13 protein-coding genes are annotated in these 13086 nt (G+C 69.6%); 9 read left to right on the forward strand and 4 right to left on the reverse strand.

The window, feature by feature from the left end:
• Positions 1–17 precede the first annotated feature (17 nt).
• The 4 genes from QE416_RS10425 (at position 18) to QE416_RS10440 (ending at position 4157) form a co-directional block, all read left to right on the forward strand.
• Positions 18–1235, forward strand: a complete 1218-nt coding sequence (locus tag QE416_RS10425; protein WP_267786596.1) for an inorganic phosphate transporter — start codon at positions 18–20, stop codon at positions 1233–1235.
• Positions 1235–1564 carry a peptidase gene (locus QE416_RS10430; RefSeq protein WP_267786597.1) on the forward strand — a complete coding sequence of 110 codons (330 nt, stop codon included), beginning with the start codon at positions 1235–1237 and terminating at the stop codon, positions 1562–1564. Before QE416_RS10425 ends, QE416_RS10430 begins: the two co-directional genes overlap by 1 nt.
• 42 nt (positions 1565–1606) lie before the next feature.
• Positions 1607–2509 (forward strand): phosphodiesterase, encoded by a 903-nt coding sequence (locus QE416_RS10435; protein ID WP_267786598.1) that lies wholly within the window; start codon positions 1607–1609, stop codon positions 2507–2509.
• 184 nt (positions 2510–2693) lie between these two features.
• A complete protein-coding gene (locus QE416_RS10440) occupies positions 2694–4157 on the forward strand; it encodes an aspartate ammonia-lyase (RefSeq protein ID WP_210071913.1) in 1464 nt (487 codons plus the stop codon).
• A gap of 60 nt (positions 4158–4217) precedes the next feature.
• Here the strand turns inward: QE416_RS10440 and QE416_RS10445 are convergent, their stop codons facing one another.
• Entirely contained in the window at positions 4218–5084 is an 867-nt protein-coding gene (locus QE416_RS10445) for a fumarylacetoacetate hydrolase family protein (protein ID WP_267786599.1), read from the reverse strand.
• Between the two features lie 83 nt (positions 5085–5167).
• Here QE416_RS10445 and QE416_RS10450 point away from each other — a divergent pair, with 83 nt between their 5' ends.
• The 3 genes from QE416_RS10450 to QE416_RS10460 all read left to right on the forward strand — a co-directional run bounded on the left by QE416_RS10450 (position 5168) and on the right by QE416_RS10460 (position 7577).
• Positions 5168–6328 (forward strand): PrsW family intramembrane metalloprotease, encoded by a 1161-nt coding sequence (locus tag QE416_RS10450; RefSeq protein WP_307315942.1) that lies wholly within the window; start codon positions 5168–5170, stop codon positions 6326–6328.
• A 172-nt stretch (positions 6329–6500) separates the two neighbouring features.
• Complete coding sequence (locus tag QE416_RS10455) at positions 6501–6866, forward strand: FKBP-type peptidyl-prolyl cis-trans isomerase (RefSeq protein WP_013583439.1); 366 nt, start codon at positions 6501–6503, stop codon at positions 6864–6866.
• Positions 6867–7016: 150 nt separating this feature from the next.
• Positions 7017–7577: a YceI family protein gene (locus QE416_RS10460; protein ID WP_210071910.1), complete on the forward strand. Its 561-nt coding sequence runs from the start codon at positions 7017–7019 to the stop codon at positions 7575–7577.
• 101 nt (positions 7578–7678) lie between these two features.
• Here QE416_RS10460 and QE416_RS10465 read toward each other — a convergent pair whose 3' ends face one another.
• Positions 7679–8596, reverse strand: coding sequence for a DMT family transporter (locus QE416_RS10465; RefSeq protein WP_307315947.1), 918 nt, complete (start codon positions 8594–8596; stop codon positions 7679–7681).
• Positions 8597–8695: 99 nt separating this feature from the next.
• A complete protein-coding gene (locus QE416_RS10470) occupies positions 8696–10030 on the reverse strand; it encodes an MFS transporter (protein ID WP_307315951.1) in 1335 nt (444 codons plus the stop codon).
• 168 nt (positions 10031–10198) lie between these two features.
• Here QE416_RS10470 and rpsO point away from each other — a divergent pair, with 168 nt between their 5' ends.
• Positions 10199–10468 carry a 30S ribosomal protein S15 gene (gene rpsO, locus QE416_RS10475; RefSeq protein ID WP_056227311.1) on the forward strand — a complete coding sequence of 90 codons (270 nt, stop codon included), beginning with the start codon at positions 10199–10201 and terminating at the stop codon, positions 10466–10468.
• A 418-nt stretch (positions 10469–10886) separates the two neighbouring features.
• Here rpsO and QE416_RS10480 read toward each other — a convergent pair whose 3' ends face one another.
• The gene (locus tag QE416_RS10480; protein ID WP_307315955.1) at positions 10887–11903 is read right to left on the reverse strand and encodes an isopenicillin N synthase family oxygenase; all 1017 of its coding nucleotides are present in this window, start codon (positions 11901–11903) and stop codon (positions 10887–10889) included.
• A 216-nt stretch (positions 11904–12119) separates the two neighbouring features.
• Between QE416_RS10480 and efeU the strand changes: the two genes are divergently transcribed.
• The gene (gene efeU, locus QE416_RS10485; RefSeq protein WP_307315958.1) at positions 12120–13061 is read left to right on the forward strand and encodes an iron uptake transporter permease EfeU; all 942 of its coding nucleotides are present in this window, start codon (positions 12120–12122) and stop codon (positions 13059–13061) included.
• Positions 13062–13086 lie beyond the last annotated feature (25 nt).

The following is a 13086-nucleotide window of genomic DNA, read 5'->3' on the forward strand; positions in this document are numbered from 1 at the left end:
CTCACGGAAAGCGAACGGTGGAGAGCGCAGCCCTCATCATCGTGCTGGTCATCGCGCTGGCACTGTTCTTCGATTTCACCAACGGATTCCACGACACCGCGAACGCGATGGCCACCCCCATCGCCACCGGTGCGCTGAAGCCGAAGGTCGCCGTCCTGCTGGCCGCCAGCCTCAACCTGGTGGGCGCGTTCCTGTCGACCGAGGTCGCCAAGACCATCTCGGGCGGGATGATCCGCGAGGACCAGCTGAGTCCCGACATCTTCCCGCCGATCATCTTCGCCGGCCTCATCGGCGCGATCACGTGGAACATGCTCACGTGGCTTCTGGGACTTCCCTCGAGCTCGTCGCACGCTCTGTTCGGCGGCCTGATCGGCGCGACGCTCGTGGGCGTGGGTGCCTCGGCGATCGACACCGGCGTGGTGTTGAGCAAGGTCATCCTGCCGGCGCTCATCGCGCCTCTCACGGCCGGGATCATCGCCTTCGCCGTGACCAAGATCGCGTACGGCATCACCCGCCGTTACGACATGAAGGCCGATGGTCGCGACGGCTTCCGCTGGGGCCAGATCTTCACCTCGTCGCTGGTCGCCCTGGCGCACGGCACGAACGACGCCCAGAAGACGATGGGTGTCATCACGCTCGCCCTCATCACGGTGGGCTGGCAGTCGACGTCGAACCCGGACCCGCAGCTCTGGGTCGTCTTCGCGTGCGCGCTGACGATCGCCCTCGGGACCTACATGGGCGGCTGGCGCATCATCCGCACGCTCGGCAAGGGCCTCACCGACGTGAAGCCCGCCCAGGGGTTCTCGGCCGAGACCTCCACGGCCGCCACGATCTTGGCATCCAGCGCCCTCGGCTTCGCCCTGTCGACGACGCAGGTTGCCTCGGGCTCGGTCATCGGCTCGGGCCTCGGACGCCGCGGCTCGACCGTGCGCTGGAACACCGTGGGCCGCATCATGATCGGCTGGGTCCTCACCCTGCCCGCCGCCGGTGCGGTGGGAGCTGCCGCGGCTTTGATCGTCGTGTGGCTGGGCGGCTGGGGGGTCGCCGTCGACGCCGTCATCGCCGTCGTCATCATCATGGGGCTGTTCCTTCGCTCGCGGCGCGACTCGGTCACCTCGGCCAACGCGATGAGCGAGGTCGCCGACTCGGGGGCCGCGGTCAACGTGCCCCGCAAGCCCGGACCCACGCGTCGTCAGCGCCGTCTCGAGCGCGACAAGGTCGGGAGAGACGCCTGATGCTGATCAACTGGGAAGCCTTCCTCCACGTCTTCGTCGCCGCGATCGTCGGCGCCTCGATCGTCGTGACGTTCTACTCGGTCGGCCTGCGCCTGCTCGTGCGCGGTGGCCGCCCGCCGCTGGTGTCCCCGGCGGAGTTCACGGATGCCATCACGGTGCTCACCGACAAGCAGAAGCGCCGCGCCGAGAAGGCGGTGGCCAAAGCGGCCAAGAAGAACCCGCTGAGCGACGCGCAGAAGCGCGTGTCGTTGATCGGCGCGTACCTCTGCTTCGCGGTGTGCGCGGCAGCCGTGCTCGGTGCTCTGCTGCTGATCCTCTTGCGTCACTGAGACCTCGGACGCGATGTCGGAGCCCCCTCGTAGGCTGAAGACATGGCATCCGTGCAGTTCGGTCAACACGCGCCCGCGGCGCGCGTGATCCTTCACCTCAGCGACACACACCTGCTGGGTGGCGATCGTCTGCTCGGCGACCGATACGACACCGCGCTGCACCTTCGCCGGACGCTCGAGGCCGCCGAGGCGACCGGGGTGCGGCCGGATGCGGTGGTGTTCACGGGCGACCTCACCGACCTCGGCGAGCCCGAGGCCTATCGTGCGCTGCGCGACGCGGTCGAGCCGTGGGCCTCGCGCCTGGGCGCACCGGTGGTGTGGGTCGCCGGGAACCACGACGAGCGCCCCGCCCTTCGTGAAGGGCTCCTCGACGCCGAGCCGACGCAGCAACCCGTGACGGGGGTCTGGGATCTCGACGGCCTGCGGCTCATCGCGCTCGACTCGAGCGTCCCCGGCTGGCACCACGGCGATCTCGACGCCGCGCAACTCGACTGGCTGCGCGCCGAACTCGCCGAGCCGGCTCCGCTGGGCACGATCCTGGCGCTCCACCACCCGCCGCTGCCCACGCACATCCCCTTCTTCGACATCCTCGAGCTGCGGGACCAGCCGGGCCTCGCCGCGGCCATCGCCGGGAGCGACGTGCGGGCGATCCTGGCGGGGCACCTGCACTACTCGACCTCGGGCACCTTCGCCGGCGTTCCCGTGAGCGTCGCATCGGCCTCCTGCTACACGATGGATCTCGCGCGCCCCGCGGACGCGGTCAACGGTATGGATGCCGGGCGATCGTTCCACCTCGTGCACGTCTGGGACGAAACGATCACCCACGCCGTCGTCCCCGTGGTCGACGTCGAGGCGTCGGGATTGTTCACCCCGGAGTGGACGGCGCGCATGGCGGCGCTCAGCCCCGACGAGCGTCTCGAGGCGTTCTCGCGAAAACGGTCCTGAGCGGCAGAGCCCGGCCCCGCGTCCGCCTGCCCGGTCTGAGGCCCGGCCGGGCGCGCGCGGCGGCAATAGACACTACGGAGCGCGCAGATCCGTCGACCGGCCGCCGTGTCCACTGGCCCGGGTAGCGGTGCTCGTTAGGCTCGTGGCATCCCCTCTTCACCATGACACCCACGAGGACTCCCACATGGCTTTGGACGCAATGACGCGCACCCGTACCGAGACCGACTCCCTCGGATCCCTCGAGATCCCCGCCGACGCGTATTGGGGGATCCACACGGCTCGAGCGCTCGAGAACTTCCCGATCGCCAAGCGTCCCATCTCGGTCTATCCCGACCTCGTGCGCGCCCTCGCGATGGTCAAACAGGCGTCGGCGCGCGCCAACCGCGAGATCGGCGTGCTCGATCACGACAAGGCCGACCTCATCGACCGTGCCGCTCAGCGCGTGATCGACGGTGAGTTCCACGACGAGTTCACCGTCGGCGTCATCCAGGGCGGGGCCGGCACCTCGACCAACATGAACGCCAACGAGGTGATCACCAACATCGCCCTGGAGCTTGCGGGACGTGAGAAGGGCGACTACGCCTTCCTCTCGCCGATCGACGACACGAACCGCAGTCAGTCGACCAATGACGTGTATCCGACGGCGATCAAGATCGGCCTCGCCCTCACGCTTCAGAGCCTGCTCGAGGAGCTCAAGCTCCTGCGGCAGTCGTTCCTGTCGAAGTCCGAGGAGTTCCATGACGTGCTGAAGGTGGGGCGTACGCAGCTGCAGGATGCCGTGCCGATGACGCTCGGACAGGAGTTCCACGGCTTCGCCACGACCCTCGGCGAGGACTACAGCCGCCTCACCGAGAACGCCTACCTGCTCTACGAGATCAACATGGGCGCGACCGCCATCGGCACCGGCATCACCGCCCACGCGGGGTACGGGGGAGCGGTGCTGCGGCACCTGCGCGAGATCACCGGCCTCGACCTCGAGACGGCGACCGACCTCGTCGAGTCCACGAGCGACACGGGCGCCTTCATGTCGTTCTCGTCGTCGCTCAAGCGCAACGCCGTGAAGCTATCGAAGATCTGCAACGATCTTCGCCTGCTCTCGAGCGGTCCCCAGGCGGGCCTGGGCGAGATCAACCTCCCCGCGCGCCAGGCGGGCTCGAGCATCATGCCCGGCAAGGTCAACCCGGTCATCCCCGAGGTCGTGAACCAGGTCGCCTTCTCGGTGGTCGGTGCCGACATGACGGTGACGATGGCCGTCGAAAGCGGTCAGCTGCAGCTCAACGCCTTCGAGCCGGTCATAGCCCACTCCATCTACCAGTCGATCACCTGGATGCGTCAGGCCATGTGGACCCTTCGCGTCAACTGCGTCGACGGCATCACGGCCAATCGCGAGCGGCTCGGCGCGATGGTCGGCTCCTCCGTCGGCGTCGTGACCGCCCTCACTCCGTTCATCGGCTACGCCGCCGCCGCGGCCCTGGCCAAGACGGCGCTGCTCACGCACCGCAACGTCGCCGACCTGGTCGTCGAGGCCGGGCTGATGACGCGCGATGAGGTGCTCAAGCAGATCTCGCCCGCGCGCCTCTCGGGCCTGCAGGCCGTCACGGCCGCGATTCCGATCGTGCGTGCGGCGGACAGCGTCGTCGAGGGCTGAGCCCCGCGAACAGCGAAGGGCCGGGACGCGTTCGTCCCGGCCCTTCTGTTCGTCCCGACGTCAGCCGAGGATGCGGCAGTGCGTGGTCAGCTCGCCGATGCCGTCGATGCCGACGGTCACGGTCGAACGGTCGCGCAGGAAGATCTGCGGGTCGCGAGAGTAGCCGGCGCCCCCGGGACTACCGGTGGAGATGAGGGTGCCGGGCAGGAGGGTCACCGACTCCGACAGCTTGTTGATGAGGGTCGCCACCGAGCGCACCATCTGGCCGGTGCTGGCATCCTGCACCGTGTGCCCGTCGACGACGGTCCAGATGTGGAGGTCCTGCGGATCGGGGATCTCGTCGGCGGTCACGACGAACGGGCCGGTCGGGGTGAACCCGTCGAACGACTTGCAGCGCGACCACTGCGCCTCGGAGAACTGGATGTTGCGCGCCGTCACGTCGTTGACGACCGTGTACCCCCAGACATGGTCGAGGGCGTCCTCCTCGGCGATGTCACGACCCGGACGGCCGATGATGACGCCGAGCTCCGCCTCGTAGTCGACGGCCTCGCTGAGCGAACGCGGCCACGAGGTGGTCTCGCCGTGGGCGGTGAGGGAGTTCGGCCAGAGGACGAAGACGGTGGGGCCGGCATCGGTCTTGAGTCCGAGCTCTCCCGAGTGGGCCGCGTAGTTGAGCCCGACCGCGAGGATCGAGGGCGGCGCGAGCACCGCGGAGGCGTATCGGATGCCGGAGAGCGGATGCCGCGAAGCGCCGGCCGCGGCATCGCGAACGCGCCCCAGCAGCTCGTCGCCGCCGGCGATCAGCTGCTCGAGGGTGCTCGGGGCACCGGCGAAGAACTCGTCCACGAACGAGAACTCCTCGCCCTGGACGCTGACGAGACGGGGGGCTTCCGCCCCCTCCTGTGCACGGACGTGGGCGAAACGCATGCCTCCACGCTACCGGCCCGGGCCCGGTGGGGGAGTCCGCAAGCCCCGGATGCCGTGTCCGAGGCCGCCTCTAGGCTGTGCGCATGACCTATCCCTCGCCGCTGTCGCAGCCCGGATCGGCCGATGCGCCCCGCATCTCGACGGCTCCGCAGGCGGCCGTCTCGGCAGCCCCGCCTCGCTCGCGCCGGGGTGGCGTGGCGCTGTGGATCGTGGCGGTGCTCCTGGTGCCGCTGCTCGCGCTGTTGGTCCGCTACTTCACCGGATTCCTCGGCACCGCCGCGTCGTTCATCGGCCTCGTGCTCGCCACGATCCCCTTCGTGATCGTGTGGTTCGCCGTGCGCTACATCGATCGGTGGGAGCCCGAGCCGCGTCGCCTGCTGGTCTTCGCCGTCGCCTGGGGCGCCATCGCCTCGGTCACGCTCGCGCTCGGCGTCGACCTCGTCGTCACGCTGGTCGTCGGTTCGCAGCCGCCGGCATTCAGCAGCGTCATCCAGGCGCCGATCGTCGAAGAGCTCGCGAAGGGCCTGGGCGTGCTCCTCGTCTTCTCTCTCGCTCGCCGCGCGTTCGACGGCCCGGTCGACGGCATCGTCTACGGTGCGCTCATCGGAGCCGGCTTCGCCCTCACCGAGAACGTGCAGTACTTCGCCATCAGCTACCTCGAGGGAGGCCCGGGGCAGGTCGCGAGCACGTTCTTCCTGCGCGCCGTGCTCTCGCCGTTCGCTCACGTGATGTTCACGAGCCTCACCGGGTTCGCCTTCGGGCTGGCCGCGCGCCGGGGGCTGCGCACCGGCGCGGCACTGCGTTACGCGGTCCCCGGAGTCATCGGTGCGATCGTGCTGCACGCCCTGTGGAACGGCTCCGCCACCTTCTTCGACTTCTTCGAGCTGTACGCCGCGCTGCAGGTGCCGCTGTTCGTGTTGTTCATCCTCGGCATCCTGGCCCTCCGCCGCGAGGAGTCGCGATTGACCCGTGCGCGGCTGGGCGAGTACGCCGCGGCGGGATGGTTCACCCCCCAAGAGGTCGACATGCTCGCCACCGCCCCGGGGCGGCGTTCGGCCCTGGCCTGGTCGCGCACGCTGCCCGGAGACCGCTCGGCGGTGATGAAGGGCTTCATCGCGGATGCCACGGCTCTCGCCGCCGCGCGGCAGCGCACCCTGTCGGGTCGCGACCCGCACGCCCCGGCCACCGAGCGGTATCTGCTCGAACGGACGACGGCCGCGCGGGCGACGCTCCTGGGCCCCTGACCCGGCACCGCGGCGGGGTCTTGACACCGTCGAGGGGCAGGGGCACCATCGATGTAGGCCAACTCAGCGCCCGGTAGACACGCAGGCATCGCCGCGGCACCGGGCGCTGAGTCTTTTCTCGGCTCCGTGTCCAGGGGCTTCGCGGGCGCGCTCGCCGTGCTTGGATGGAGACATGACTGATCGCACCAAGCCGGAGTTCGACGCTCCCAGCGGCCCCGCCCCCTCCGACCTCGTCATCCGCGACATCATCGTCGGCGACGGCGACGAGGCCAAGCCCGGCGACACGGTCACCGTGCACTACGCCGGTGTCGAGTACGAGTCGGGTGAAGAGTTCGACTCCTCCTGGGGTCGCGGCGAGAGCATCCAGTTCCCGCTCCGAGGCCTGATCCAGGGGTGGCAGGACGGTATCCCGGGCATGAAGGTCGGCGGACGCCGCGAGCTCGTGATCCCGCCGCACCTGGCCTACGGACCCGCCGGTGGGCACTTCCTGGGCGGCAAGACCCTCATCTTCATCATCGACCTGCTGAAGGTCGGTTGATCGGGCGTTCTTCACGGAACGTTCACGAACCCGAGGGGGCGTCGGCCTCCTCGGGTTCGTTATTTCGCTCGATCGTGGAATACATTCGTATGAATGGGAGTTGACCCCCGGCAGGACGCCGATGCGGCTCCCCAGACCTTTAGGAGTGACATGACTGACACCACCGCCCTCGACATCCCCGGCTACAAAGCGGGCACCTGGGTCCTCGACCCGTCGCACAGCGAGGTCACCTTCTCGGTGCGCCACATGATGATCTCGAAGGTCCGCGGCACCTTCGGCATGAAGAGCGCCACGATCGTCGCTCCCGAGAACCCCCTCGAGGCCACCGTCGAGGCCTCCGTCGACGTCACCTCGGTCGACACCAAGGACGAGGGCCGCGACCAGCACCTCCGCTCCGCCGAGTTCTTCGACGTCGAGACCTACCCGACGATGGACTTCCGCTCCACCGGCGTTCGCGTCGAGGACGGCGACTTCCTCGTCGACGGCAACCTGACCATCCGCGGCATCAGCAAGCCCGCCACCTTCGCGCTCGACTTCGGCGGCTTCGGCACCGACCCGTGGGGCAACTACAAGGCCGGCGCCACCGCGAAGACGGTCGTCAACCGCGAAGACTTCGGTCTCACCTGGAACGCCGCCCTCGAGACCGGCGGCGTGCTCGTCGGCAAGGACGTCACCATCGAGCTCGACCTGCAGCTCGCGCTCCAGGCGTGATCTCGCCGCAGCTCGCGCTGCGGACCTGAAACATCGCGAAGGCCCCGGGTGCTCGGCATCCGGGGCCATCGTCGTTCCCGCGGGGTAATTCTCGCGGAGCGTCAGGAGCGGGTTCGACCCGAGAGGCGGATCCGCTGCTGGACGAGGAGGATGCCCACGAACACGACCGCCGCGCCCACGGGCTCGTTCCACGAGATGCGCTCACCGAGCACCAGGATGCCGAGAGCCACCCCCACCACCGGCGTGATGTACGTCACGGTCGAGGCGCGGGTGGGCCCCCAGGCGCGGAGCGTGTTCTGGTTCCAGACGTAGGCGATGCCCGTGCCGAGGACCCCGAGGGCGACGATGCTCCCGACGACCGGCAGGGTCAGCTGCATCGGCTCGGCGAGGATGAACGGTGAGAGCAGCACCATGAACGCCGCCGCCGGGCCGATGTAGCCAAACGCGAACGCGATGCCCGAGAGGCCGGTGTCGCCGAGGAAGCGGCGCATGTACGCGAGGCTGAAGCCGTAGCAGGCCGTCGCGCCCAGGAGAGCGATCTGCGCGATCGTGCTGTCGCCCACATCGGCCGCGGCGCCCGGCGCGATGATCACCACCACGCCCGCGATACCCACGGCGATGCCGACCAGCTGGCCGACCTTGAGGCTCTCGACGCGGAACACCGCCCACGCCATGATCGCGGTCATGATCGGCGTCGTCGCGTTGAAGATGCTCGCCAGGCCGGACGACACGTGCTGCTCGGCCCACGCGAACAGCAGGAACGGAACGACGCAGAAGCTCAGCGACAGCACGCTCAGGTGCCCCCAGACGCGTCGACTGCGGGGAAGGCGCTCGCGGCGGATCGCCACGATCGCCGCGAGGGCGAGGGCGCCGAACAGCAGGCGCCCGCCGGCGACCTGCGCCGGGGTCATGCCGGTCAGGGCCACGGCGATGAAGAGGAAGCTCGACCCCCACACGACGCCGGTGAGCACGAACTGCACCGCGATCGAGACGGGCGAGGGAGCAGAAGTGGATGCCACGATCCCGACCCTAGGGCCGAGGTGCGACATCGAGTGGGCTCCGCCGATGCGACGTCCGTAATCCGCCGACGGTCGGCAGTCGCTGCGCCTCGCGCCCGGTCAGGGCTGGGGGTCGAGGGCGTCGTAGTGGCGGAAGCGCGGCGAGAGGCGCACCAGCGTTCCGACGAGGGCCAGGATCAGGATCCCGCCGAACAGGGGTGGAACCCACAGGGCGGCGAGGGTCGCCAGAGTGCCGGCGTACAGGGCGCCGACGCGGGGGCCACCGGCCACCACGACGATGAAGATGCCCTGCAGGCGACCGCGCATGGCATCCGGAACCGCCGCCTGCATCATGGTCGACCGGTAGATCGCGCTGACATTGTCGGCGGCTCCCGACACCGCCAGCACGACCGCGGCAAGGGCGGTGAGGGCGACCGCGGCGAGGGTCTCGTCGACGAGAGCGGGACGCAGCCACCCGAGGGTGGCGGCGAGCAGCACCAGCCCGAAGAGGCCGATGGACAGACCGTAGACCTGGATCGCACGCTCGATGCCGAGCCCCTGCCGGCGCACCCGGCCGACCGGGCCCGAGAACAGGCTCGAGAAGAAGGCGCCCGCGGCGACCGCCGCGGTGAGGATTCCGGTGGTGATCGCGCCACCACTGAGCAGCACCGCGCCGATCGCGGGGAACAGGGCGACCGGTTGGCCGAAGGTCATCGCGATGATGTCGAGGATGTACTGCAGGCGGATGTTGGGTGCGCGGCGCAGGAAACGCACGCCGTCGCGGAACGACTCCAGCCCCGGGCGCACGATCTCGCCCTCGGGGCGGAGCTTGGGCAGTGACCACAGGCCGAGGAACAAAGAGGTCATCAGCAGCACGTCGAGCGAATACGTCCAGGCGTAGCCCGCGACCGCCACGAGGACACCCGCCAGAGCCGGACCCGCCATGACCATGACTCCCACGGTGACGCCCTGCAGAGCCGCAGCGGCGGGCAGCAGATCGCGGGGGATGAGGCGCGGGGTGATCGCCGATTTGGTGGCCATGACGATCGAGTTCGCGGCGGAGTTGATCACGCTGAGGGCGAAGAGCCATGCCACGGTCTCGAGCCCCGTCCACGCGAGCACGGCGAGCAACGCCGTCGACGCGAACGTGACCACCGCGGCGAGCAGCGCGACGGTACGCCGGTCGAAGGCGTCGGCGAGCATGCCGCCGTAGAGCCCGGCCGCGATCATGGGGAGCAGCCCCGCGACCGCGATCATCGACACCGCGAGAGTGCTCTGGGTGAGTTCGAACACGTGGAGCATGACGGCGACGACCGTCAGCTGGCCGCCGAGTCCGGCGAGCGTCGACCCGACCCACAGCCGTGCGAATGCCGGAGAGGTCGTGAGGGGACGCAGATCGATGAACGCACCGAGCGCGCCTCGGCGCGGGGGAGCGGCGGGATCGGTCTGACTCACGGATCGAGGCTACGCCAGCCCTCCGACACCGGACGCCGCGGACCGGTGCGGTGTCGGCATCCCGATGCTGGTAGACTCATGCGGTTGCCGTTCGATCGGCCGCGGATAAAGAGAGCTCGCACATCGTGTGACGGGCGCCGCGCAATGAGAAGGAAGGGGATCCCATCTATGGCACTCGAAGCAGACGTCAAGAAGGCGATCATCGAAGAGTACGCGACGCACCCCGGTGACACCGGATCCCCCGAGGTGCAGGTCGCGATGATGACGCAGCGCATCAAGGACCTCACCGAGCACCTCAAGACCCACAAGCACGACCACCACTCGCGCCGTGGGCTCTTCCTGCTCGTCGGTCAGCGCCGCCGCCTGCTGGGTTACCTGCAGGACGTCGACATCAACCGTTACCGCTCGCTCATCGAGCGTCTCGGTCTGCGTCGCTAATCGCACCAGCGTTCTATCGCGCAAAACATTCTTGGAAGGCCGCCCCACGGTGTGGGGCGGCCTTCGTCATTCCCGGATGCCGTGCCCTCGCGGCGTGTGCTCGTCGTCGCGTCACGATGCGTCGGCGTCGTGCGGCCACGTGCACCGGGTCGCACGCATAAACGCGGTCGGCGCCCATAAACGCGATGTGCACGCGTTTATGGGCGCCGACGGTGTTTATGCGCGGAGCTGTGGCCCTGTGGCCCTGTGGCCCTGTGGCCCTGTGGCCCTGTGGCCCTGTGGCCCTGTGGCCCTGTGGCCCTGTGGCCCTGTGGCCCTGTGGCCCTGTGGCCCTGGGGTCCTGCGGCCCTGCGGCCGCGTGGCCCTGCGACCCGCGGCCACGCGAGCGGTAGCGACCCGCGGCCACGCGGTGGACGGGTCAGGATGCCGTGCGCGCGGCGAGCAGGTCGGAGTGCCAGCGCTCCGCCACATCGGGGTGGGCGCGCAGTCGTGACTTGAGGGCGTTCTCGCCGTAGGTGGCGTGGATGGGGTTCGTGGGGTCGTCCTCGACGCCGCGGGCCTCGGCGGCGAGCTCGGCCGGCAACTCGATGATCGGCAGACGCGCATCCAGGGCGGGGTTGAAGAAGAACGGCACCGAGATGCGCTCGTCGGGGAACCGCGGCGAGATCACGCGGTGGTTCGTCGCGCGCAGGTACCCCTGCGTGGCGTACTCGAGCAGCTCTCCGATGTTGACGACGAAAGCGCCCGAGACCGGGGGAGCATCGACCCACTCTCCCTCGCGCTCGACCTGCAGGCCGCCCTTGCCGGGCTCGACCCAGAGCAGGGTGAGGACGCCGGAGTCCTTGTGGGCACCGACACCCTGCTGGGGCGTCGGGTCGTCCTTGCCGGGGTAGCGGACGATCTTGATCAGGGTCTGCGGGTCGCCGAAGTGGCGGTCGAAGTACTGCTCCTCTGCGCCGAGGGCGAGCGCCCACGCGCGCAGCAGCTTGCGGGCGACGCCGGTGAGGTGGTCGTGCCACTCGGTGACGACGTCTTTCAGCTCGGGCTGCGCCGACGGCCACAGGTTCGGGCCGATGAGCCGGTTGTATCCCGGACCGTCGGGGTCATCGATCGCGTCGCGCTCGGGGCCGATGTCGATCTGTTCGCGCCAGTCAACGCGACCCTGGGTGCGCTCGCCGCCGACGCGGGTGTAGCCGCGGAAGTGCGGGCTCGTGACGTTCTCGATCGAGAGCTTCTCGGCCTCGGGAAGCGCGAAGAAGTCCGTGGCCGCCTGGAGCAGGCGCGCCTCCAGGTCGGGGCTCACGCCGGTGCCGGTGAGGTAGAAGAAGCCGACGTCGTGGGTCGCGGCGCGCAGCTCTTCGCGGAAGCGGGCGGCGGCATCCGGGCCCTGGTCGAGGAGCGACAGGTCGAGCACGGGGAGGTTCAGGTCGGACATGCGTCGAGGTTAGGTCGTCTCTGCGGTGCGCGCCGAAATGTTGCCGACGGTTACCGACGACATCGATGAGCCGGGTGAAATGGGCCGATCCCCGCCGACCGGCGGGGTGCGGAGGGGCAGGGGATTGCGTAATGTGTACTGGTCAGGTGAGGCTTCCCTTACCTACCCGCAGCGCCGCGGCTCCCACCCGAGAATCGAAAGTCGGAACACCCGCCCGTGCTCGCCACCTTCCTCATCGGCCTTCGCGAAGGCCTCGAAGCCGCTCTCGTCGTCGGCATCCTCGTCGCCTACCTCACGCGCCTCGACCGGCGCGACGCCCTGCCGCGCCTGTGGGCGGGTGTCGGTCTCGCCGTCGCCCTCGCCCTCGCCATCGGTGCGGTGTTCACTTTCGGTGCGTACATGCTCACGTTCGAGGCGCAGGAGCTGCTCGGCGGCGGCCTCTCGCTGCTGGCGGTGGCCATGGTGACGTGGATGATCTTCTGGATGCAGCGCGCCGGCCGCACGCTCAAGGCCGGCCTCGAGGGGGGTGTCGACAGGGCTCTGCGAGGCGGCGTCTGGGCGCTCGTCGCGATCGGGTTCGTCTCCGTTGCGCGCGAGGGCGTCGAGACGACGCTGTTGCTGTGGTCCATGGTCCAGTCGTTCGGCGACGCCCCGACGGCGCTCGTCGGGGCTCTCCTCGGTCTCGCCGCGGCCGTCGTGCTCGGCTGGCTCATCGCCCGCGGCATGCTGCGCCTCGACCTCTCGCGTTTCTTCACGTGGACCGGCGGATTCCTCGTCGTGGTGGCCGCGGGCGTGCTCGCCTACGCCTTCCACGACCTGCAGGAGGCCGGGGCGCTCCCCGGTCCCTTCGGCGCCGGCGCCCCGGTCGATGCAGCGACGGGTTCGGTCGCGACCGGCTGGGCGGGCTTCCCCTTCGGCTGGGCGTTCGACGTCTCCGGGGCGATCGCCCCCGGTGGTCCTCTGGCCGCGCTGCTGCAGGCCACGGTCGGCTTCATGCCGCAGATGACCTGGCTGCAGGTTCTCGCGTGGATCGCCTACGTAGCGGTCGTCGTGCCCCTCTTCGTGCGGGGCGTCCGCGCCAACCGCCGATCGCGTGGAGCCGCCAAGGCCGCGCCCGCCCCCGCCCCGACCCCCGACGCGGCGACCGCCGCCCCGTAGCCCCCGACGCCGCTCGCGTGCCCGA

Origin of the sequence: Microbacterium sp. SORGH_AS_0421, from assembly GCF_030818635.1 — a bacterium.
Classification (GTDB): Bacteria; Actinomycetota; Actinomycetes; order Actinomycetales; family Microbacteriaceae; genus Microbacterium.